Source organism: Knoellia subterranea KCTC 19937 (genome assembly GCF_000768685.1).
GTDB classification, from domain to species: Bacteria; Actinomycetota; Actinomycetes; order Actinomycetales; family Dermatophilaceae; genus Knoellia; species Knoellia subterranea.
In genome coordinates this window covers 1-22,686 of the sequence record NZ_AVPK01000017.1, presented here as the reverse complement: position 1 = coordinate 22,686, position 22,686 = coordinate 1, and the positions used below count along the sequence as shown (strand labels likewise).

The following is a 22,686-nucleotide window of genomic DNA, read 5'->3' as shown; positions in this document are numbered from 1 at the left end:
AAGCCGACCTCACGCGGCGGCTGTTTGCGGACTTGATGAGCGATCCGGAGGACCTCCGGGTCCGGTTCGAGGACCTCCGCAGGCGAGACCGAGTTGCACGCGGCAAGCTCAAGCAGGCCGAGAAGGATGCAAAGGAACTCAAGCAGCTCCGGCGCGACAACAAGGACCTGAAGCGACGGCTCGGAAGCTCAACTGCCGCGCTCGATGCCTACCGTGCCGAATCGAAGCGGCTCAAGGCTGACCTCAAGAGGTTGCGCACCGGTCGGGCCTACCGCATCGGGCGCACGCTCACCAAGCCGATGGCCCTGTTCCGCCCGGGCACCGAGGCTCCGGCACCCAAGCAATTGACGGCCGATCCCCATTCCTCAACGTCGAAGGCACCCAGCAAGTCGGTGCCGAGCACTCCACCGCCTGCGAATGGGCATGGGCCGACTCCCGCCCAACCCGAACGGAAGCTGAGGGAGTATTCCTTCGAGGAGCTTGTCGGGCGGTTCCACGACCAGCGGACCCCAGAGCGGCTGGGCCACGTCCTCACGCGCGCTTGGTACGACCGCGGTCTGCTCAGCACCCCGGCGGCAATGCTTCGTGAGCACGCCGACGTGGCGGTCGAACTCGACGCCCGGAGCAGCGAACTCGCCGAGCGCATCCTTGCCGGCGATCGCATCCTCAGGGACGGGATCCCCGTCCCGCCCCGCGCCCCCGGAGCGGCCTATCTGCCGGAGCCCGGACGCATCATGTACTGCGTTCACTCCACCCCGGCCTACAACACCAACGGCTATTCGGTCCGCACGCAGGGAGTCGCCTCCGGCCTGCGTGACGCCGGCAGCGACGTCGTCGTGGTGGGGCGAGCCGGCTACCCCTGGGACACCAAGGCCGACGTCAAGCCGCGGACCACCACCCGCCACGAGGTCCCCGTCGACGACGTCACCTACGTCCACCTCCCCGGAAGCGCGCTGGCGCCCACTCCCGCCGACCGTTGGATCCTCGAGTGCGCGGACGCCTTCGTCCGGGAGGCACGCCTCCAGCGCCCCAGCGTGATCCAGTCCGCGTCGAACTTCCGGGTGGGCCTTGCGGCGCTGATCGCCGCACGACGTCTCGGCATCCCCTTCGTCTACGAAGTGCGCGGCCTGTGGGAGATCACCGAGGCATCCAACAAGCCGGGCTGGGACTCCTCGGAGCGCTACGCCGTTCAGGTCTCTTTGGAGACCCTCGTGGCGACCGAGGCCGACAGTGTTCTGGCCATCACGCGCCAGACGCGCGACGAACTCGTCCGGCGCGGTGTGCCGTCCGAACGCATCACCCTCGCGCCGAACGCGGTGACGCCGCGGGAGTTCCTCCCGCTTCCCAAGGACATGGCGTATGCCGGGAAGCTCGGCGTCCGCACGGACGTGCCCGTCATCGGGTTCGCGGGGAGCATGGTGCCCTACGAAGGGCTGGACACCCTCGTGGAGGCCGCTGCCACGCTCCGTGAACGCGAGGTCGACTTCCAGGTCGTGATCGCCGGATCCGGCTCTGCCGCAAAGGCCCTCGCCGAACAGGTCGAGCAGTTGGATCTGGCCGAGACCGTTCGATTCGTCGGTCGAGTTCCCGGCGCCGACATGCCGCGCCTGCTCAGCCTGTTCGACATCATGCCCTGCCCACGGCACTCCCTGCCGGTCACCGAGATGGTCTCGCCGCTGAAGCCGCTCGAGGCGATGAGCAGCGCCAAGGCCGTCGTCCTGTCCGACGTGGCTCCCCACCGCGACATCGCCGGCGCCGATGAGGCACGCGCCCTGCTGTTCCCCGCCGGCGACTCCACCGCGCTGGCCGACGTGCTGCAACGGCTCATCGACACACCCGACCTGCGTGCCGACCTGGGGCGAACGGGGCGCCTGTGGTGCCTCGACGAGCGCAGCTGGGACAGGCTCGCCACGACGATCGGCGGGGTGCATCGGGAGGCGAGCACCCGGCATACCGAATCCGTCGGAAGCGGACGGCAACTCTCGACGCTCCGTGTCGGACTGATCGCCGACGAGTTCACCACCGAGACCCTGTCAGCCTCCCTGCACGTCGTTCCGCTGGATCGGCACGGGTGGCGCGAGCAGCTCGACGGCCTCGACCTCGTCTTCGTCGAATCCGCATGGAACGGCAACGGCGGCACGTGGCACCGCGGGGTCGGGCGCTACGACGACGAGGAGCACGCCGACGTCGTTGCGCTGCTCACCCGCGCGCGCGAACTCGGCGTCCCGTCGGTCTTCTGGAACAAGGAAGACCCGATCCACTTCCAGCGGTTCGTCGCGACGGCATCCCTGTGTGATCACGTCTTCACGACCGATGCCGGTCGCATCCAGCCCTACCTCAAGGCCGGGGTGGGCGAGGTCCGCACGGCGTCTGCCCTGCCGTTCTATGCAGAGCCGAAGATCCACAACCCGCTGGCCGGCGCCCTGCCCTATGAGCACTCGGTTGCCTACGCCGGGACGTTCTACGGCGAGCGGTATGCCAAGCGGTCCAAGGAACTGTCACTGCTGCTCGAGACGAGCCGCCCGTTCGGCCTGACGATCTATGACCGTCAGGCGTCGAACCCGGACTCGCCCTATCGCTTCCCACCGGCCTTCCGCGGCAACGTGCGCGGCTCGCTGCCGTACTCCGAGGTCATCGACTCCTACAAGGCTCACCTCGCCAACCTCAACGTCAACTCCGTCGCCGACTCGCCGAGCATGTTCTCGCGGCGGGTCGTCGAGGTCGCTGCGAGTGGCGGCGTCGTTCTGTCGGGCCCGGGTCGCGGGATCGACGAGACCTTCGGGTCGGTCATCCCCACGTCGGCCGACCCTCTGGTGTGGCGCGCTCTCCTGCGTTCCTGGGCGACCGACCCGCAGGCCCGGCTCGCGGAAGCCTGGCTCCAGATGCGCGCGGTGCTGCGGTCCCACACGGTCGACGCGGCCCTGACGATCGTCGCCCGGACCGCAGGCCTTCCTGTCGCCGGACCCGCACGACCCTCGTATGCCGTGGTGCTCGATTCCGTCGAAGCTCCCGTCCTGCGGTCCCTGGCCGCACAGTCGGTGCCGCCGGCCGACGTCTTCGTCAGTGCCGACGCACTCGAGCAGGTTGCGTCGGCCTTCGACCGGGAGGTCACGCGCGTGCAGCCGTGGGACGGCACCGGCATACCGGGGACGTCTGCCACGTTCGTCGGCAGGCTCGGTGAGGCCGTGTCGCGAACGCGCTTCGAGGACCTCCTCCACGCGGAGGCCTTCGGGCCGTGGGAACGGATCGTCGACTCCGTGGATTCGGACCTGCTGGCGGGAGTCCCCCTTGCCGAGCGGACGACGGCGGGAGGGACGCGGTCGGGACTCGTGTCGACGACCGCCGCGGCAAGGCATCCGGACCTCGACACTGCCCTGACCGCCCAGGGTTCCGACGGGGTGCTCCTCCGCTTCCCCTCGGTCATGAGTTCGGTTGCACCAGAGGCGATTTCGGCTCGCGAGCCCATCGAGGGCCCGACCGCGCGCATCGCGGGACTTCGGGTCGTCATCGCCGGCCATGACCTCAAGTTCGCCACGTCGCTCATCGAGGAGTTGCGCGCGCAGGGGGCGCACGTCGAGCTGGATCAATGGACCTCGCACACGGCGCATGACGAGCAGCGATCACTTGAGCTGCTGCAGCAGGCGGACGTCATCCTCTGTGAGTGGGGACTCGGCAACGCCGTCTGGTATTCGGAGCACGCGCGCCCCGGCCAGCACGTCGTCGTGCGCGTTCACCTGCAGGAACTGACCCTCCCCTATCTGCGTCGCATCAATCACGACCGCATTGCGAAGTACGTCTTCGTCGGTGAGCTCGTCCGTCAGGCAGCGATCCAGAGCCACGGCGTCCCGGCGGACAAGAGCGTCGTCGTACCCAACCTCGTCGACACCGACGGCCTGGACCTGCCCAAGTCTGAGGGCGCCGCGACCAGCATCGGTTTCGTCGGCACGGTTCCCGCCCGCAAGAGACTCGATCTCGCCCTCGACGTGATTGAGGCACTCGAGGCGCGCGGGCTCCCCCACACCCTGAGGATCAAGGGCAAAGGACCCGAGGACTACCCGTGGATGAAGGATCGACCCCATGAGTTCGCGTGGTACGAGGCGCAATACGTGCGCATCAAGGCCCTCAACGCGCGCCGCCCCGGGGCCGTGGTCTTCGACGGGCACGGCAATGACATGGCGGAGTGGTACCAGAAGGTCGGCGTGGTGCTGTCGGTCAGCGACTTCGAGTCGTTCCACCTGACCATCGCCGATGGTGCCGCGAGCCGTGCCCTTCCGGCGGTCATCGGCTGGGACGGTGCCGACCTCGTCTACCCGCGGGCATGGCTGAGCGCGACCGTCAACGACATCGTCGAGCGCATTGCCTCGGAGGAGCGCGACCCCGAGGGCTATCGCGCCGAGAGCGTCGCCCGTTTCGAGGAAGGTGCCGTCCTCGATCGGCTGATCACCCTCCTGTCCCCCACGGTGACCTCCTCATGAGCGAGACAAGGGTGCTGATCTACGGCAGTTGTGTCTCGCGGGACACCTTCGAGTTCCTGCCTGAAGACTGGCGATTGCTCACCTACGTCGCACGACAGTCGGCGATCAGCGTCGGGTCGCCCGTGCACGGCCTGCAGAAGCAACTCAACACCCTCCCCTCGGCCTTCCAGAACCGCATGGTCGGAGGCGATGTCCGCGGAGACTTCCTCGCTGTCGCCGAAAGGCTGGCCCCCGAGATCGAGGTCCTCCTCATGGACCTCGTCGATGAGCGGGGTGGCGTGATCGAGGTCGGCGACGGCTTTGTCACCAAGCTGGCCGAGATCTGGTCCGCCGGAGGGCGCGAGACCTTGAGGGGGCATCGACACGTCGCCCTCGGGTCCGAGGAGCACTTCGATCTCTGGACACCTGCCATCAGACGGGTTGCGGACCGGTTGCAGGAGCTGAACCTGTTCGACAGGACGGTGGTTCTCCGCACCCCGTGGGCGGATCAGTTGGATGACGGTGGCGCGGTTCCCGTTCCGGACTGGATGACGCCGCCCGTGGAGGCAAACACGATCTACGCCCGCTACTTCGACGTCCTCTCGAGGTTGGGCTTCACCATCGTCGAACTCCCTGAGGACCTCGCCCTCTCCAGCCGTGACCACAAGTGGGGCCCGAGTCCTTTCCACTACACCGACGACGCATACCGCTACCTGGCGACGGCGATACAGACGACCCGAGCAGATCGATGATCGGGCCAAGCCAACTCGAGGCCCTGTCGGCGCTCGTCCGGCGCCGACTGCCGTCCGGCAACTCGCAGCAGCAGCGAGACCGAGCCCGACGACTCATCGAGCAGGGCGTGATCGAATCTCCACGATTCGGCGACATGCCGCTGGATTCTGGCCGTGTGTGGTCGACCGAATCGGAGAGGTCTCGGGCGCGCTTCATCCACGGCTTCCTGTTCCTCCCCGACCTTCCGAACTACGTCTCCACACATGCAGAGCCTGCCGACGTCGCCTCGCAGGTTCTCGACCTCACTCGCCGGTGGGAGCAGCAGTTCCCGCAACCGTCCGAAGACTCGGGCATGGCCTACCACGACGAGACCACGGCGCAGCGGCTCACCGTCCATCTCGCGCTTCTGCCGGTCTTCGAGGAGCACCTCTCTCCCGAGGACCTCGCTTGGTACAAGGGCTTCCTTGACCGCACGGCGGAGTTGCTCCACGACAACGACTTCCATGCCGGTCTGAACAACCACGGGATGTTCCAGGACCTCTCCCTCGTCACCTACGCAGGTCTGGCGACGTGGCGCACGCAGGCCGACAGAGCGCTCTTCCTCGAGCGGGCCATCGAACGCCTCAGGGCCTACTTCCTGGCCTGCTTCACGGCCGAGGGGGTTCACGTCGAGAACACCCCCACCTACCACGTGATGGTGTCGCGCTCGGTGAAGGAGTTCGTCGAGGTTCTCCACGCCATCTCGCACGAGGACACGCAACGCTTCGACGACCTCATGCACAACCTCTCGGTGTACGCGACCCATGCCGTGATGCCCAATGGCGTCTTCCCTCCGGTGAGCGACACGCAGCAGGTTTCGCTCGTCGGCGCCACCTCCATCTTTGGTGACCCCGAGTTCACCTACGCCGCGACCACGGGGAGAGAGGGCACTCGCCCTTCGGAGCGGGTTCTCGTCCTCCCCCACTCCGGTTACGCGGCCTACCGTTCGGCCTGGGGTGACGACAAGGCCACGTTTGTCTTCTTTCAGTGCGCCTACAACGACGGCTATCACAAGCACGCCGACGAGAACTCTTTCGTGGTGCGCAGCGGCGGCGTGGACCTCATCAGCGAGGCTGGCCCGCACGGTTACAACTATCAGGATCCCCTGACGCGCTACGGCTACTCCCAATTCGCCCACAACACGCTCGTGGTCAACGGCACGAGCATCCCCCGCACCGGCGGCCCTCTCGACACCGTGACGATGTCCGCCGATTCGGTCCGAGCCGACGGCTTCACCGTCACGGGGCGCAACGCCCGCTTGGTGGACACGGTGCACGAACGCACTCTCACCATCGACGAGCCGGACGGCATCACGCGGATCGAGGTCCTCGACCGCGTGACCCGCCAAGGTGACGACGCGGCATACGAACTCCTGTGGAACATCGGACCGGAGGTCGACGTGGTCGCGCATGGCCACGGATTCGAGCTGTATCACGACGGGATCAAACTGCTCGATGCCACGATCGAGGCTCCCGTCCCGCTCAGCCTGAGCGTGCGCAGGGGCCAGTCACGCCCGACGCATCTGGGGTGGCGCTTCCCGGCCTTCGGAGAGTCCGAACCTGCCAATGTCGTCCGGGTGGCGTTCCGTGGTGCGTCACTCGAGGTGCGGACGATCATGCGTCTCGGGGATTTCGCCTACCGCGATCGCGGCCTCGTGGATCCGAAGCAACACTGGCAGCGCTTCGAGGGCCAGGTGGGCCTGAACTATCAGCAGGTTCCGGCTCGCTCGGCGGCTGGTTCCGGACACCTCATCGTCGTGTTCACTGCGGTTCACCAGCCCGGCGACTTCACCTACAACTATCGGGCGACCGTGGATCAGACTCCGTTCCACGCGCTGTACATCCTTGACGACTTCGGCGACCAGGGTGCCTACTACCTGCAGGACCACGGGGATCGCGGCATCTTCACGACGGTCCAGGACCTCATTGCAAAGACACTCACCGAATTGGGCCTCACCCCGGCCGACCTCATCACGGTTGGCTCCTCGAAGGGCGGGACGGGGGCCCTCATCCATGGTCTGGCCGCCGGCGCAGGCCACATCTTCGTGGGTGCACCGCAAACGCGGATCGGTTCCTTCGTCGCCAAGCCGCACCCCAACATCCTGGAATTGATGACAGGCGGTACCGGCGCCGAGCACGTGGCCCAGCTGGACGCCGCCCTCTACGACCTCGCCACCGAGGTGGCCGGAGACGGGACGAGCAAGGCGAGTGCCTTCCCGTCCATCTCCATCGTTGTCGGAGACGCAGACCACCACTACAAGGGGCACGTGCTGCCATTCGTCGAGCACCTCAACGACCTGGGACAGGACGCCTCACTCATGGTCCTGCCCGGACTTCGGCACGCCGATATTGGGCCGGTCTACCGCGAAGCGCTGACGGCGTTCCTCTCGTCGTTGGACAACGGCACCGACGGCGATACCGACCGGGGAGTCACCGCCGTCGCCACCCGCCGTGGAGCCTCCGTGACAGCCATGGTCGTCGCGGGGAACCGGAAGGAGTATGCCGGTCGCCTGTTCCGGGATCGAGAACTGGTGTCAGCCCTGCCGTACGGCCCGTCGCCCTATCTGACCTGGACCGACCTTCCGGCCGGGCGATACCGGGTGAGGGTCTTCGGCCGCAACCCCGGCGACGTTGAGGCAATCGCAGGGACCACCGACTGGGTGGTGGTGGACTGATGACATCCCACGAGGTCGGCGGCGTCGATCAGGCGTTGGCTGTGGACGTTCGCGTGGAGAATCTCCACCAGCTCGTGGCAGAGGTCGAGCCGACGCCCCGGGCCACCTACGCGTTCTACCTCATCCATGGAAAGGACGTTCTCGAGCGGCGTGCGTGGTCACGAACACCGCAGGCGCGCTTCAACCTCGCCACGTCCGGTCGCTTCACCGTCAGGGTCTATGTCCGTCACCCGGACGGGACCACGCAAACCCATCGGTCGGACAGCCTCGTCCACCGTTCTCCTCGAGATCCCCAGGGCGGTGTTCCGGCCGCAGTGCACGTCTGGGGAGTCGGTCCGCAGTCGATCGCACTCGCACTCATCCTCCAGTCCTCGCAGCCCGTGGCCGGACTGATCGACCCGGACCGGGGGCACGTCGGAGCTGAAGTGCACGGGCTTCCCGTCCTCGCTCCCGACAGCTCGGTGTCGAGCGGGCCGATCATCGGGGTGGGTCGCCGGCCGACTGGCGTCGCCGACTACGAGGAGGTTCCCCTTCGTGGGACTCTGCACCCCACGGTCGCGAAGGCCCTGGAAGCGCACACCGCCGTCACGGCATACCGGCTCTCCCGGACGCTGCACCTCAATGGCCTCACCGACGGGGCAACCACGGTCAAGCGGTTCATCCACGCCCGCTTCAACAGCGTCATCCCCTTCACCGCCGAGATCGGCGACGGCACAAGCTTTGGCTACGGCGGCATCGGGGTGGTCGTGCACTCGCGTGCCGTGATCGGTCGCAACTGCAAGATCGGCCAGAACGTCACCATTGGCGCGCGCGGCAACGTGCTCCCCGTCATCGGTGACCACGTCTTCATCGGCGCCAACGCCGTCTGTGTCGGGGGGCGCATCGGGAATCGGGTCGTCGTTGGATCCAACGCTGTCGTCACGCGGGAGGTCCCCGACGACTCCGTGGTGGCCGGCATCCCAGCCACGGTCATCGGGTCCTCATCTGTGGGCTATGACGGATACCTCGGCACCGTGACGCCTCGGGAATGACCTCGGCGAATTCGTCGTCAGGAGACGGTGAGCACTCCGCTGACCACAGGACTGCGCCCTCCGTCGCGGTCCAGTAGGTGAGCTCTGGCGCGGTAGCGGCCCTCCCCGGCCAGCGGGAGGTAGAGGTCTCGGTCCGTCTGCCACCCCGTTGACGCGACCCTTTCATCGTCACGGAAGAGCTGGACGGACCACGCTTTGGGGTCCCCACCCAAGAGCGTCACCCGCAATTCATCGCCACTGCGAGACAGGCGCAGGGTCGGTGCATTGCGCCGCGCTGCCCGCTCACTTCTGTTGGGAACGCGCACCCCCTGACCATCGACCGCGGTCTCGCCCAGCTTCTGTCGAGCGACCGCGACGAGTTCCTCAGCGAGCCGCACATACGTGGCGTCGTCGTAGTGGAACGGCGCCGGGCCCCACTGGTGCTCGGATCCGGACAGTGGCAGAGGGCCACCTCTCCCCAACACGGGAACGCCGAGGACTTCGACAGCCGCCCTGAGATAGGGCTCGGTGAGGGCGTTGGCCTCCGTTGCCGTTCTGCCAAAGCTCCGCGGGGTCAGCCCGCCGTCATCGGCTTCGACGGCCCAGCGCGGAGCGACGAGCACTGTGCGCCCCAGCAGGTTCGTTTCGACGAGCAACTCACGCCATGGCGCCAGCGCCTTCACGAACAAGGCATGGTGCTCTGGTGTGCCGAAGGCAACGTGCTCGATCCCCGCGGGAGCCACGCCACCCAACAGCGAACGCAGTTCCACCGAGTCCGTGGTGAACCCGGTCGGACCGCGACGATGCACCCCGAGCCGTTCGTCGAACAGGTCCCAGACCACGAGGTCGACCTCGGTGGCAGCCGCTCGCACGTCCTCGGGCAAAGAGGACGCTGCATCGCCCTCGATCATGCGTCGCTGGAATCGACTGGCGAGGGTGCTCGTGTCACCCAGTGGATGTGCACCGTCCGAGAAGGCGCTGATGAGACTCTGACGGGCGATGTACCCCTTGAGCGCAAAGACCTCGGGATCCAGGAACGCAAAGGTGTCGCGTGAGACGCAACTTCCGACCAGGAAGGTCCGCACCTTCCAGGCATCTTCCGGCAATCCGAGGAGGCCCTTCTGCTCCACGTGGTCCGCAACAGCCGACGCAGGAGTTCGTGAGTCGAGCAGTGCTCCAAGGGCGGTCGTCAGCACTTCCCGCGGAGGTGGCGCGTGCCCCGGACTCATGGGTGCCACGACGGCGACACCGCCCCGGTCGTCGCGCCATCGACCTCGGAGTCCTTCCTGCCAGCCGGTCGCGGCGAAGAACGGGAGTGCGTGCTCGCCCAGATGGTCATCGGTCTCGTTCTGGAGATAGAGGACGCGCCGCCGCCCGGACCCGGGCGGCGCCTCTCGTCGCACGCTGTGCTCGATGCCGCCTGCCAGCAAACGGGCCGAACGCTCCTCTCGCGACCATCCACTCACCACTTCGCGAGACGTCGCGGTCGTGGCGGCCAGGTACTTCTCGACGGCTGGGGGGCTGTAGTCCAACAGGTCGGTCTGGGCATTCCACACCAACGCCGATGCGGGCTCACTCATCCGGGTTGCCTGGTCAAGACTGGCGAATCCGCCTCCCGATCCCCCGATGAGAAGCACCTCGCGACCAAGGCGAGAGGCAAGGCCGTCGAGCAGGCGCGTGAGCGCTTGCTGGATGCCCGCACCCACCGATCCCGTGTACCAGCCCAGGTCCAGATCCGGGCTGGCGCGCAGGGTGGGGTCACTGATCGCCACGAACGGAGTTCCGACCTCACCGGCGATCTTGACGCCCGAGAAGAACGGCCCCTGCGCACCTTGCCGGGTCGACACTGCCCCTGTGAGGAAGATGGGCACGCAGCGACGAGGACGGACGGTCCACAGGCGACCACCGATCAGGACGTCGAAGTGCTCCCCGTCGGCTCCACCGTGCATGATGTGGACGCCAGCGTCCCAATCCTGCACCGGTGCAGCGAGGAACGCGTCCACACTTCGCCAGCTGCGGACCTTCGGCAGATAGCGGGAGTAGTCACCGCTACGCGGCAATGCCATCCCGGTGTTGTCCACGTCAATCACTCCAACAGTCCTGCCTGACTTCTGGTCGACCCGTCACCGGATCGTCACCCGCATCAACAGTGTTGTGGCCGGGTAGAAGAGATCGTCTCCCACCGCGATGATCCTCGCTGGACTCACTCCGTCCTTCGCCACCACCCGAGTCTGCCCTGTCCCGGGATCGACCTGGATGACGCGGCCACCTGCAGCGATGTAGAGGTACCCACCCCGACTGACCATGGTCGTCGACGCAAAGGTGGCCCCCGCTGGATCGCCGTCGTCCGGGTTCTCCGTGCTGGGGTCGTCACTGGACGGGTCGCCCGGGATTCCCAGGGGCAGGGTTCGGATCGTCCGACCCGTCGTCGGGTCCAACTGGAACACACGGTTGCGCGATGCCGCCCACAGACGCCCGTCCTCATACAGGACCGAACCAATGGCCTGTGCCGATGCGTCCGGCGTCACGGTCCACTGGAGCTTCCTGCCTTCGACGTCGTAGCCGAAGACCGATGGAGGACCGGCGGACGGTCGCGATCCGAGCCCTCCCCAGCGGGACGTCGACCCGAAGAGCCTTCTCCCACCTGCACTCAGTCCGACGACACTCTGGTCGGGGACGGGCGGCTCGACGACCACGGGAGTCGAGGACGTCCCCTCGAACCACCCGATGGTCCCCCCACGGATGCCGTAGTCCGGGATCGTGCCGAAGTACGTCCGCGCCCCGGCGGCTGCCCAGGCGATGGGCCGGTCAGCGTCGGTCTCCGCGCCCAGGTCGGCCAGCATCCGCGGGTTGGTGCGTCCCTCCCATGCCTTGGTGATGTCCCGCCGGAAGATGCGGCTCTTGGGATAGGTGCCGAAGAACTGATAGCGACCGTTCGTAGCCATGCCCTCGATCTCGCCGAAGAACTTCGGCGTAGTGGCTCCCCCGATGACCTGTTCCAGACCCCGCGCGCCGTGCCGCCCGAGGGTGGCCGGATCGAGGACGGAGACGCTCGCACCGCCATAACCGCCGACAACGACCGTGCCGTCGGCGGATCCGAGCGACTTGATGCGCAGGGCGTTCGGCTTGAGGTGGATCGTGAGCTCGCGGGTGGTGGCCGACGGGAGCTTCCCATCCGCATCGCGCGCCGGTGCCCCCGAGCCGTCGATCTTCACCGCGATGACCGTGGTGTGTGAGTCGTAGGCCAGAAGCCAGTCCGCCACGCTCCCATCGAGGTCGACCCGCGCCACGCCACTGTTGACGTTGCGCGGGATGGGCACCGTGGCCAAGGCCTTCTCGACCATCCCGCCCGGACCGATGGTGGCCTCCCACAGCCGGTCGTCCCGGAAGAAGTAGGCCGTCGAGCTGGGCGGCGCCTCTGATCGCGACTGGAACAGGTTGCCGGTGCTCGCGAGCGCCGCGGTGTCGAGCCACCGTCGTGCCGACGTGTCGAAGAGACCGCGCGTGCCATCCGGAAACATCACCGACAACATGCCAGCATGCACCTGCAGGCTGGTGAGGAAGCCCGAACGCACGCGTGCTGGGGGCGTGATCTGTGTGCGCACCCGGGTGTCAGCCGTGGAGATCTGCACGATGTTGGGCCGAACCGTGCCCGTGCCCACATAGACGAAGCGGTCGTCGACGGCCAAGGTCTTTGCGTAGTCGTTGTCGTTTCCCACACTGCCCGCCGGCGTGATGCGTCCCGTTCGGGGGTCGAGGCTCCAGACATCACCCCCCGGGTAGCTGCCACCCCAGATGCGGCCGTCCGGGGCCGTGACCATGTCGAACACATGGGTGGCTCGCGGGCTCACCTTGCCGAGGTCCGTGAACGCGTGGGTTCGCGTGTCGAACCGCCAGACGGTCCCCTTCCCTCCGACGAAGATCGTCCGATGGTCGAGGGAGTGCGCGAGCGCCCATCCGTTGAGGATCCCCGGCACCTCGTGGGTGAACTCCACCTTCCCGGTCCGCAGATCGGCGAACTGGAACACGGCTGGGGAGCCCGACGTCATCGTCGAGAACTTCGGCACACCGTCGACCACTGTCACCAGAGAGTTCTTCGTGTTGGCGAAGCCTTCCATTTCGGCAGCGGGTTCCACGCTGACGTCCGGTCGTTCCGCTGGAGCCACGGGGTGCATCGACAGGTCGTCCCAGACGCCTGCTCCCCTGCCCTGAGCGGAGGTCGAGATCTCCAGCTGTGCGTAGCGGGCCCCATCCGGCACGGCGATCCGACGACTGAGTTCGGTCCAGCCTGTCGCTTGAGCCGAAAGGGCATTCCTCCCAGGGCCAGCCAGCAGCGTGCGTGAGTCGTCATACCACTTCACCCCGAGACTGGACCCGCTCACAGAGCCGCGGACCCAGCCGCGGATCTCGAGCTCGCCGCCCTGCGAGATCGGCATGAGTCGTGAGGTCGCGGCAGCCAGGGCCGAGGCCGATTCATCGCGGAGCTCGAGGGCGCCGACCCCGGTCCGCGCACCCTCGGCGACCCGTCGGGCGACCACTCCAGCACGGGCCGAGGAAACCCACCAGTTGCGGGCGGACCCGGGGGGTTCTCCCTCACCCTCGAAGCCGCCGTCGGGGAGGAAACTCGTCCAGAGATCGATGTCGTCCCACAACGTGCGACCTCGAGAGTCCGTCACGAGGACGACCCGCATGAGAGCAGCATCGTCCGGCGCGACCCCTCGCACTGTCGCGCGCGACCACAGTCCCGAAGCACCCTGTGCCTCGGCCGGGTGGGTTCCGACGTGCCGGCCGGCGTGGTCGAGGAACTCGAGGCGCACGGACGCCTGTCCGGTGGTGACACGCGCGAACGCGCCCGCGCCATACTCAAGACCGGCGGTTGCCGGTTGCGAAGGACTCACCACGAGCGTGGGTCCCGCTGTGGCCCGAGACCCGTCGACGACCAAGGACTTCTGGCCGCGCCGTGCCTCGCGCGTCGTGAGTTCGACCCGTGCACCCTGTGGCACCTGCGCCGTCCAACCGCCATCGAGGGCACGCTGTCCTTCGAAACCTCCGGACAGCGCAGACAGCGGCGCCGGAGGAAGCCGACGATCTGCCGGTGCCGACACGTGACCGCCGCGGGGCGTCGATCCGTCGCGCGTGAGTGCCGCCGTCAGGGACCCGGCAACAACGAGGCCGAGGACGACGATCCCCACCAACCATCGCCGCCCCGGCAACTGGAGAGGGTGAGCTGGTGACACCGGCCTACTTCGCCGCGAAGTCCGGCAGCCGCTCTCCCAGACCAAAGAGGTGGGCGATCGCGGCGACGGAGCGGGCTGCCGCCTCGCCGTCACCGTAGGGGTTCACGGCGTTCGACATTTCCGCGTATGCCGTGGGGTCGTCGACGAGTCGCGACACCTCCGCGACGATCCGCTCCTCGTCGGTCCCGATGAGCTTGACCGTCCCGGCCTCGACGGCTTCCGGCCGTTCGGTGTTCTCGCGCATGACGAGGACGGGCTTGCCCAGTGACGGCGCCTCCTCCTGCACGCCGCCGGAGTCGGTGAGGACGATGGTGGCGACCTTCATGAGACGGGTGAACTCGCCATACGCCAGGGGCTCGGTCACGAGCACGTTCGTCAGGCCCTCGATCTGCGGCAACACGGCCTCACGCACGATGGGGTTGCGGTGTGCGGGGAGAACGAAGAGGTGCTCGGGGTACGTCGTCGCCAACCGCTTCAGCGCACGACCGACTCCCTCCATGGCGCCGCCCCAGTTCTCGCGGCGGTGGGTCGTGACGAGAACGATCGGACGGCCGGCCTGCTCGGCCTCGAGCAGACGGTCGTCGTGGTACGGGATCTCCTGTTGGACGGTGTGGAGCAGCGCGTCGATGACGGTGTTGCCGGTGACCGCGATCGTCGACGGGTCGATGGCCTCCCCCACGAGGTTGTCGAACGAGGTCGATGTCGGCGCGAGGTGGAGGGCCGCGATCTGGCTCGTCAGCTTGCGATTCGCCTCCTCCGGGAAGGGCGAGTTGATGTCACCGCTGCGCAGTCCGGCCTCGACGTGCACGACGGGGATGCGGCGATAGAAGGCCGCGATCGATGCGGCCGCCACGGTCGACGTGTCCCCCTGGACGACGACGGCATCCGGCGCCACGGACTCGAGCACCGGGTCGAGGCGGTCGAAGACCTTGGCCATGAGGCCGTTGAGCGTCTGCCCGTGGGCGAAGACGTCGAGGTCGTGGTCCGGGACGATGCCGAAGATCTCGTTGACCTGGTCGAGCATCTCGCGGTGCTGACCCGTCACGACGGTGATGGACTCGAGCTCGGGGTGGGCCTCGATGGCGCGGATGACGGGAGCGACCTTGATGGCCTCGGGCCGGGTGCCATAGATGGTCATGATGCGTTTGGGCATGGTGGCTCTCAGCTCGGGTGTGCGTGTCGGGAGATGTGGCGGTCGGTGGTGGGATCCTCGGGGTGGACCACGGTGGCCCGGAGTTGGGCACGGGCATCCTCGAGCAGACCGTTGGCCTTGGCGACCTCACCCTTGGCGAGGTTCCACGCCCACCACCGGTAGGCGCGGGCGACCTCGTAGGCCGGGCCGTCGAGGATCATCTCGCCCTGGTGCAGCCAGATGGCCCTGGTGCACATCTCCTCGATGGTCTGCGCCGCGTGCGACACGAGAAAGACCGTGCCGGCCTGCCTGCGGATCTCGGCCATGCGGGCCTCGCTGCGCTCCTTCGACGCGACGTCGCCGGTGGCGAGCGCCTCGTCGATGAGGAGGATCTCCGGGCGATCGGAGGCGGCGATGGCGAACCGGAGACGTGCGCCCATTCCGGAGGAGTACGTCTTCATCGGGCGGTGGATGGCATCGCCGATCCCGGCGAGTTGGAGGACGTCGGGAACGATCTTGCGGACCTCGCGCGGAGTGTGGCCCATCGCGAGAAGTCCCAGTCGGATGTTCTCCATCCCCGAGAGCTCGGGCATGAGGGCGGCGTTGACCCCGAGGAAGGTCGGCGTCGAGGTCGCGAGCACGTCCCCCGTCGTGGGCGTCTCGAGGCCAGCAATGACCCGGAGCAGCGTGCTCTTGCCCGAGCCGTTGTGTCCGACGATGCCGATCGACTCACCGGCGCGCGCCACGAAGGACACGTCGTTGACGGCGCGGACCGTGACGATGCGGTTCCATCCGAGACGGCGGGCGAGCCGCTCGCGACGACTGACCCACCCGCGCTCGACCTCCGAACTGGAGACGCGGTAGTGCACCGACAGGCGGCGAACGCTGACGGTCGGCTCGCCGAGCGGGACCTCGATGCCCTTCTTGGGAGCGTCGTCCGGTGACTCACTCACGGCCGTACTCCTCCTCGCCGTGCCAGAAGTAGATGAAGCCGAAGAGCGGGGTGATGACGGCCCACGCCCCGAGCGTCAACCACAGCGTCATGTCGGGCATCCGCGCATAGAGCAGGAGATCTCGACTGATCTCGAGGACGCAATAGGCCGGGTTGAGCTGCATCGCGGCCAGCAACGTGGGGTGGGAGACAAAGCGGTCGATCGAATACATGACACCCGAGCCGTACATCCAGAAGCGGGACACGAAACCCAGCACCAGACGAAGGTCCGGAATCGCGCTCGCCAGCCGAGCGGCATACAGGGTCAGTCCCGTGTTGAAGAGCGCCTGGAGGAGGAAGACGACCGGGAAGAGCAACCAGTAGATCGACACCTGAGCGTGCGGCGGGATGAGCAGGATCATCGCCAGCATCGTCACGAGGACGGGGAGCATCGAGATCGTCTCGCGCAGCACCAGCGCCAACGGGATCGATGCGCGGGGGAAGGTGAACGCCCGGATGATGTTCTTGCCCGCCGCCATCGCACCGGCGCCGCCCGTCAGGGCCTTGGCGGTGAACTGGAACATGAAGACGCCGATGATGAGGAACCCGACGTAGTTCTCCACACCGCGCGACGCGTTGAGCATGACCCCGAAGATGAGGAAATAGGTCGCCCCGTCGAGGATCGGCTTGCCCACCAGCCAGAACCGGCCGAGCAGCGTGTCGCGGTTGCCGGCGAAGGCACGCGCCCGCGAGTCGGCCCAGATGAAGTGACGCCGCCCCCAGAGCTGCGCGATGTAGGACCCGAGAGAAGGGCGCCGACCCACCGGCGAGAGACGGCTGACGTCGACACGCTCCACGACCGGACCGTCGGAGAAACGGCGGCGGGGTTCGCTCACGTCGTCCTCCCAATGGCGTCGTAGATGGTGGCGTATCGACCGGCCATGGCCTGCCAGGTCCGGGTTGCGGCGAACTCCCGACCCCGTGCGCCGAGGGTGCGTCGCAGGTCGGCGTCGTCGGACAACTCACGAATTCTATCGGCCAGCGAGGAGGGGTCGTCCGGTGCGGCGAGGAGCCCCGATCCGGGCGCGCCGACGATCTCGGCGAGAGCGGGGAGATCGCTCGCAACGACCGGGCGGCCGAACGCCATCGCCTCGATGGGCTTGAGCGGCGTCACCGTGCGGGTCACCTCGGACTCGCGCCGCGGCACGGCGAAGATGTCGAGCGCGCGGTGCCAGTCGGCGGCCCGCTCGCGCGGGACCCGCCCCGGCATGACGACGGAGTCGGTCAGCCCGAGTGACGACACGAGTTCGAGGAGCGCCGGCCGCGACGTGCCGTCACCGACGATGGCGCACCGGACGTCGTGTCCGCCGGCGCGCAGCTCCGCCACGGCGTGCACGAGATAGTCGAGCCCTTCGTAGCCCACGACCGACGTCACCGTCCCGACCCACACCCCGTCCTCGGGCAGGCCGAGCCGCGCCCGCGCCTCCGTCGGCGTGCACAGCAGCGACGGATCGAGCAGGGTGTCGTCGACGGCGTTCGGCACCACCGTGATCCGCTCGCGCGGCACGCCGCGCGCGGCCAGGTCGTCGCGCATCGTCTCGGAGAGCACGGCGACGTGGTCGGCCGCGAGCGCCAGCTCGGTCTCGCGGGCGTGCCAGAGAGCGAACCTTTCGCTCGCGGCGGCTTCCTCACGCTGGTATGCCGGTCGGCTGGCGACCCAGGTCTTCTCCAGTTGTCCGCGGGTCTCGTAGACCCAGGGCAGCCCGGTCGCCTCCGCCGCGGCGCGGGTGACGAGGGCGTTGGGGAAGTGCGTCGTCGTGTGGAGCACGTCGGCACCGAACCGCTCGGCGTGGTCGGCGAGGAGCTCGGCGGTCTGGGCGAGGCGGCCACCGGGTGTGGTGGCGTGCCGTGCCGGGAGGAGCCGGTGATAGGTCACGTCGTCGACGACGTCGACCGGGCTGGCCCACGGCCTCCCCACGGTCACCGGGTAGCCGAGTCGGGTGACCGCCTCGGCGGCGGTGCCGGTGGCGAGCTGGGCGCGCAGGATCGAGTGCGAGCGCAAGGCGTAGCCGGACTGCGTCCAGGGCAGCGAGTTCGTCAACAGGTGCAGGACCCGGTGAGCTGCCAGGTCGGTGCTGACGCCCCGCCGGGCAGAGGTGCTGTCCGGCGCGGGACGCGGCGGGATGCTGATCGCGTGGCCGGGCGTGAGGACCTCGAGCTCGGACGTGAGCCGGGCGTGGTGACGTCGGGCGGCACGCGAGCGCGAACCCGCCTTCTCGAGGATCGCGAGTGCAGCAGAGACGTTGCCGCGCTGCCACCGGGCCCGGGCTGCAGCTCGGGGCGGGAGGTCGTCGGGCAGTTCGGCGTCGAGCTGGACCGCGAGCTCACGCCCGAGCAGTCCGTCGGCGGGACCGTCGCCCGAGTCGAGGAGGTCCCGGGCCTCGTCGGCGTGGTCGGCGAGGAAGAGTCCGAGCACCTGCGGTGAGACCCGCCCGGTGCGGCGGCCGATCGCTCCGAGCCCGTCGGCCAGGGGTCCACGCCACGTCGACGGGAGGCGCCGGGCGCCGAGCAGGGCCAGGCGCACGGGATCGTCCTCGAGCCCCTGGGCGGCCACGGTCGCGACGACCCGCAGGTTGCCGAGGAGGGTGCGGGCGCGCGCGCCGGGTGAAGCGTCAGCCACGGTCGATCACCGATCCCATCAGGCTGCGATAGTCCGCAGCGAGTTGCTTCACGTCGGCGTGCTGGCGACCCCACTCCCGACCGGCCTCGCCGACGTGGAGCAGGGAACGGTCGAGGTGGAGCCGTTCCCACGAGGACGCGAGGGCCTCGACGTCACCGGGCGGAGTGATCGCCCCGGCCCCCGTCGCCTCGACGATGCGGGCGGCCTCACCGTCGAGCGCCGCCGACACGTGCAGCCCGAGATTCATCACTTCGTAGAGCTTGGACGGCACGGCCAGCTCGAGGGCCTGCCAGGGACGGAGGCTGACGAGCACCGTGTCGGCCCACGAGTAGTACTCCCCCATCCGTGTGCGAGGCACCGGCTGGTGGAACTCCACCGGAGCGTGCAGCTGCTCGGCCAGCTCCTCGAGGTGGGCCCGGTCGGCCCCGTGACCCACGAAGCGCAGGACGAGGTTCACCCCGCGCTCCTGCGCGAGGGCGGCGGCGCGCACCGCGGCGCCGAGCCCGTGAGCGCGACCGATCGTCCCGGCATACAGGATGTGCAGGGGTTCGTCCTCGGTGCGACGCGGCGCGTGCTGCGGATAGCCCGGCACGTCGTGCGCTGCGTTGCGGACGACGTGGACCGACTTCATGCCCCGCGAGCGCAGGACGTCGGCGAACGACTCGGTCGTGGTCACGACGGCATCGGCCCGTCGCTGCTCGCGCGTGAGCGCCGACCCGACCCCACTGAGGGCACCCCGGACGGCACCGTGGATGCGACCGCGCATGCCCGAGGGGCCGTGCTCGTCCCACTGCTGGGCGACGACGAGCAGGTCGGGCCAGGCGTCGCGGAGGTCGAGGACGAGGGGAACGCCGAGAGCTCGGGCCGCCCAACCGCCGGCCCAGATCATCGCCAGCGACGGAACCGTGGCGACGAGGACATCGGGCCGCCAGTCACCGAGGCCACGCTTCACGGTGCGGACGGCGTCGCGTGCGGTCGTGGCCTCGTCGGCCATCCGCGAACGCACGCGGGCGTCGTAGGGCCGGAAGGCGACGCGGTGGACGGTCTCGCCGTGCTCGCCGGTGTGCACCGCCCCGGCAGACAGGTGCTCCTGTCCCGGCAGCAGCCGCCCCAGCGGATAGTGCGGCGCCGGGGCGATGACGTGGATCGAGTCCCCGGCCGCGGCGAACTCGCGGACGAACATCGACCAACGGTGCTGCGCGGCGCCCGGCTCGGGAGCGTAGTAGTGGGTGAGCAGGAGGATCTTCACCGGCGTGCGGGCTCCGGGGGAAATGTCGCACCCGCGCCGGTCACGATCGCGACAACGGCGCCGGACACGCTGACTCCCCGGGACACCCCGCCACCCTAGCCAACAGCCGCCCGCGCCACCGAATGCGCCGACCACTTGCCGTCACCCCACACCCCCCGACGTGCGTCAGCTCGTCAGGGCGAGAGCAGGACGACCGCATTCGTCGTCGAGGTGCACCGGACGGGGGCTCCGCCGTCGCAGGAGAGGGAGTACCACTTCTTCGTCACCGGGCTGTAGGCCCGCAGCGTCGTCGCCGCGTCGGGCGTCCCCGCCGCGCGATAGGCCTCACGAACCGACGCCGCGAACTCGCACGACGTGCGATCCGTCCCGGCGTAGGCCGTCGCCACGGAGTCGTCCCCACTCGTCGAGCACTTGCGGGCACCGGCCGGAATCGCACCCGACGTCGCGCTCGGCGAGGTCGGTGAGGTTGACGGGGACTCCGGGGTCGCCGACTCCGTGCCCGCCGCGCTGGACGACGCCTCCGTCGACGGCGACTCCTCCCCCTCCATCGCCGTCGTGGGCGTCACCGATGCTGCGGGTTCAGGGCTGTCCGAACCGACGATGCGCGTGAGCGCGAACGTGCCGATGAGCGTGAGGACGACGAAGGTCGCGATCATCGCGAGGATGCTGCTGCGCGAGTGCCCGGGGCGCTGCGGCTCATGCTGATGGTCACCGAACTGCTCGGCGTATGCCGTCCCGCTCGCTTCCGCGCGCTGCACCGCCGCTGCCGGCGACTCGGCAACCCGCCTGGGCGGAAGGTCCGTGCCGACACCGAGGACCGACCCGAGCTCGACCCGCGCACCGCACGTCGCGCAATAGGCGGCGTGGGGTGGCAGGTCTGCTCCGCACGTGCGGCAGTCCATGGTCTGGTCCTTCTGGCAGGGGCACAACGACTTTCCACACTAACGGCGGGCACCCTAAGGGCACGAACCGTCACCTGTCCGCGAGACGGGAGCGACGGCATACACACGGGAAAGTCTGGTTACCGACGCGTAGTCGATACGGTCGGGGCATGCCGCACCACGTCGTCTCCGACCTCGTCGCCAACGTCCTGTCCATCGCCGTGAGCGCGGGTGACTACGTCGACGTCGGTGCGGAGATCGTGCTGCTCGAGTCGATGAAGATGGAGATCCCCGTCCTCACCGAGCACGCGGGCACCGTCGTCGAGGTCAAGGTCGAGGTCGGCGACGTCGTCCAGGAGGGCGACATCCTCGCCATCATCGCCTGACGTCCACCCGACTTCGTGCCCCAACAGGACACGGTCGAAACCCAACTTCGTGCCCCAACAGGACACGGCCGAAACCCGACTTCGTGCCCCAACAGGACACGAGGAGTTGACGAGTCACCACACCTTCCGCGCGAACTCCTCGGTCAACAACCGGCGCCACCCTCGTAAGTGCTCCTCCACCGCGCAGTCGGCCAGCGGTCGATCGCAGCAGCTGCACATGAACTGCGCCTGAACACGACCGCTCCGGTCGGCGACAGCCATGAACCGTGACTGGATCTCGTCGCCATCGATGGCATCGCGCGGAGCCCACCGCACCACCTGAAGGCCGAGTTCGGTGAAGCCCTCCTCCCGCACCTTCTCCTGGTCGAGGCGGGCCTGCACGGCGTCCGGGGTCGCGCCGTCGAGGAGATACTTCTGGACCCCGTCCGCCTCGCCGACTACACCCTCCTCCGCCCACAGGGCATCTGGTCGGCCCACGAGCCGGCCGTCGGGGTCGAGGACGTTCACCTGCGGCACTCCGATCGGCATCCCCCATCGGTGCGCCGCCCACGCAGAGGCCGATTCGAGCCAGTTCTCTCGCCGCCCGTCGGCCAGCATGAGGATGTCGTTGGATCGTGTCACCCCGGGCCAGCGGCGCTGGAATCGGCGCATTGCAAGCAGGTCCGCGTAGCTGACCTTGCCGCTGCGGAGCGCGCCGTCGGCGATCGCCAATCCGTCACGTGGATGGAGCTGACGCGCGCAATCAAGCACCGTGCGAGCGGGGATCATGCGGGGCACACCGTCCCGGATCTCCACGTGCGCGTAGGGCGTCGCCGCCCTCACGAAACGCCGCCAACTGTCTGCCCGGAGCGTTCGCTCATCACCCATCAACGTCATCGTCACCCTCGTCGGAGGATGCGTGGGATGGGGCCAGCCACGCAGGGCCGCGTCGCTGGCATGGCTCACGATCGCATCCTTGGTCAGCCGCACCGCGGCTTCTGTGAGAAGCCGATGTTGCACCCAGGCGGCCTGGACCTCCCAGAACTCGCGGACGGCATACAGGCGGTTCGCGACAACGCACAACGTGCCGGACGCAACGGCACGACTCACGTGCCGAGGAGACAGGTCGGCGGCAAGGACATCGGACCGTGCGAAGGGTTGGGGGAGGTGTTCGAGGGAATTCACGAGGCAACGCTGGACGGCACCCCGCACCCGCCAACAGCCCCAGATTCCCGATCTGTGGACAGGATCAAGTCGTTACCTCACCTGTGGACAACGACGAGCCCGTCCCAGTAGGGCACC

The 22,686-nt window shown here is 68.3% G+C and carries 14 protein-coding genes; 5 read left to right on the top strand and 9 right to left on the bottom strand.

Features of this window, described 5'->3' with window-relative positions:
* Nucleotides 1–35 precede the first annotated feature (35 nt).
* Genes N803_RS16820 through N803_RS17755 form a run of 4 tightly spaced genes read left to right on the top strand, consistent with a single transcriptional unit; the run spans nucleotide 36 to nucleotide 8,930 of the window.
* Complete coding sequence (locus N803_RS16820) at nucleotides 36–4,475, top strand: glycosyltransferase (protein ID WP_156969844.1); 4,440 nt, start codon at nucleotides 36–38, stop codon at nucleotides 4,473–4,475.
* Nucleotides 4,472–5,206: a DUF6270 domain-containing protein gene (locus tag N803_RS16815; protein WP_156969843.1), complete on the top strand. Its 735-nt coding sequence runs from the start codon at nucleotides 4,472–4,474 to the stop codon at nucleotides 5,204–5,206. The genes N803_RS16820 and N803_RS16815 overlap by 4 nt, the downstream gene beginning before the upstream one ends.
* Nucleotides 5,203–7,899, top strand: a complete 2,697-nt coding sequence (locus N803_RS16810) for a heparinase II/III domain-containing protein (RefSeq protein ID WP_035907490.1) — start codon at nucleotides 5,203–5,205, stop codon at nucleotides 7,897–7,899. The genes N803_RS16815 and N803_RS16810 overlap by 4 nt, the downstream gene beginning before the upstream one ends.
* The gene (locus tag N803_RS17755) at nucleotides 7,899–8,930 is read left to right on the top strand and encodes a serine O-acetyltransferase (RefSeq protein ID WP_052112426.1); all 1,032 of its coding nucleotides are present in this window, start codon (nucleotides 7,899–7,901) and stop codon (nucleotides 8,928–8,930) included. The genes N803_RS16810 and N803_RS17755 overlap by 1 nt, the downstream gene beginning before the upstream one ends.
* Nucleotides 8,931–8,947: 17 nt before the next feature.
* Here N803_RS17755 and N803_RS16800 read toward each other — a convergent pair whose 3' ends face one another.
* The 8 genes from N803_RS16800 to N803_RS17750 form a co-directional block, all read right to left on the bottom strand.
* Nucleotides 8,948–10,975, bottom strand: coding sequence for a DUF6270 domain-containing protein (locus N803_RS16800; RefSeq protein WP_156969842.1), 2,028 nt, complete (start codon nucleotides 10,973–10,975; stop codon nucleotides 8,948–8,950).
* 57 nt (nucleotides 10,976–11,032) lie between these two features.
* Nucleotides 11,033–14,101, bottom strand: coding sequence for a hypothetical protein (locus N803_RS16795; RefSeq protein WP_035907487.1), 3,069 nt, complete (start codon nucleotides 14,099–14,101; stop codon nucleotides 11,033–11,035).
* Nucleotides 14,102–14,150: 49 nt separating this feature from the next.
* Complete coding sequence (wecB, locus tag N803_RS16790) at nucleotides 14,151–15,299, bottom strand: non-hydrolyzing UDP-N-acetylglucosamine 2-epimerase (protein WP_035907486.1); 1,149 nt, start codon at nucleotides 15,297–15,299, stop codon at nucleotides 14,151–14,153.
* Nucleotides 15,300–15,307: 8 nt separating this feature from the next.
* Nucleotides 15,308–16,231, bottom strand: coding sequence for an ABC transporter ATP-binding protein (locus N803_RS16785; protein WP_052112425.1), 924 nt, complete (start codon nucleotides 16,229–16,231; stop codon nucleotides 15,308–15,310).
* Complete coding sequence (locus N803_RS16780; RefSeq protein WP_052112424.1) at nucleotides 16,224–17,105, bottom strand: ABC transporter permease; 882 nt, start codon at nucleotides 17,103–17,105, stop codon at nucleotides 16,224–16,226. Before N803_RS16780 ends, N803_RS16785 begins: the two co-directional genes overlap by 8 nt.
* Entirely contained in the window at nucleotides 17,102–18,889 is a 1,788-nt protein-coding gene (locus N803_RS16775) for a glycosyltransferase family 4 protein (protein WP_035907485.1), read from the bottom strand. Before N803_RS16775 ends, N803_RS16780 begins: the two co-directional genes overlap by 4 nt.
* On the bottom strand, nucleotides 18,882–20,138 hold the full coding sequence (locus tag N803_RS16770; RefSeq protein WP_035907484.1) for a glycosyltransferase family 4 protein: 1,257 nt from the start codon (nucleotides 20,136–20,138) through the stop codon (nucleotides 18,882–18,884). The genes N803_RS16775 and N803_RS16770 overlap by 8 nt, the downstream gene beginning before the upstream one ends.
* A 173-nt stretch (nucleotides 20,139–20,311) precedes the next feature.
* Nucleotides 20,312–21,040 carry a zinc ribbon domain-containing protein gene (locus tag N803_RS17750; protein ID WP_052112423.1) on the bottom strand — a complete coding sequence of 243 codons (729 nt, stop codon included), beginning with the start codon at nucleotides 21,038–21,040 and terminating at the stop codon, nucleotides 20,312–20,314.
* 149 nt (nucleotides 21,041–21,189) lie between these two features.
* On the opposite strand from N803_RS17750, the gene N803_RS16760 reads away from it, so the two are divergent.
* The gene (locus N803_RS16760; protein ID WP_035907483.1) at nucleotides 21,190–21,405 is read left to right on the top strand and encodes a biotin/lipoyl-binding carrier protein; all 216 of its coding nucleotides are present in this window, start codon (nucleotides 21,190–21,192) and stop codon (nucleotides 21,403–21,405) included.
* Between the two features lie 114 nt (nucleotides 21,406–21,519).
* Here the strand turns inward: N803_RS16760 and N803_RS16755 are convergent, their stop codons facing one another.
* Nucleotides 21,520–22,494: a hypothetical protein gene (locus tag N803_RS16755; protein WP_156969841.1), complete on the bottom strand. Its 975-nt coding sequence runs from the start codon at nucleotides 22,492–22,494 to the stop codon at nucleotides 21,520–21,522.
* Nucleotides 22,495–22,686 lie beyond the last annotated feature (192 nt).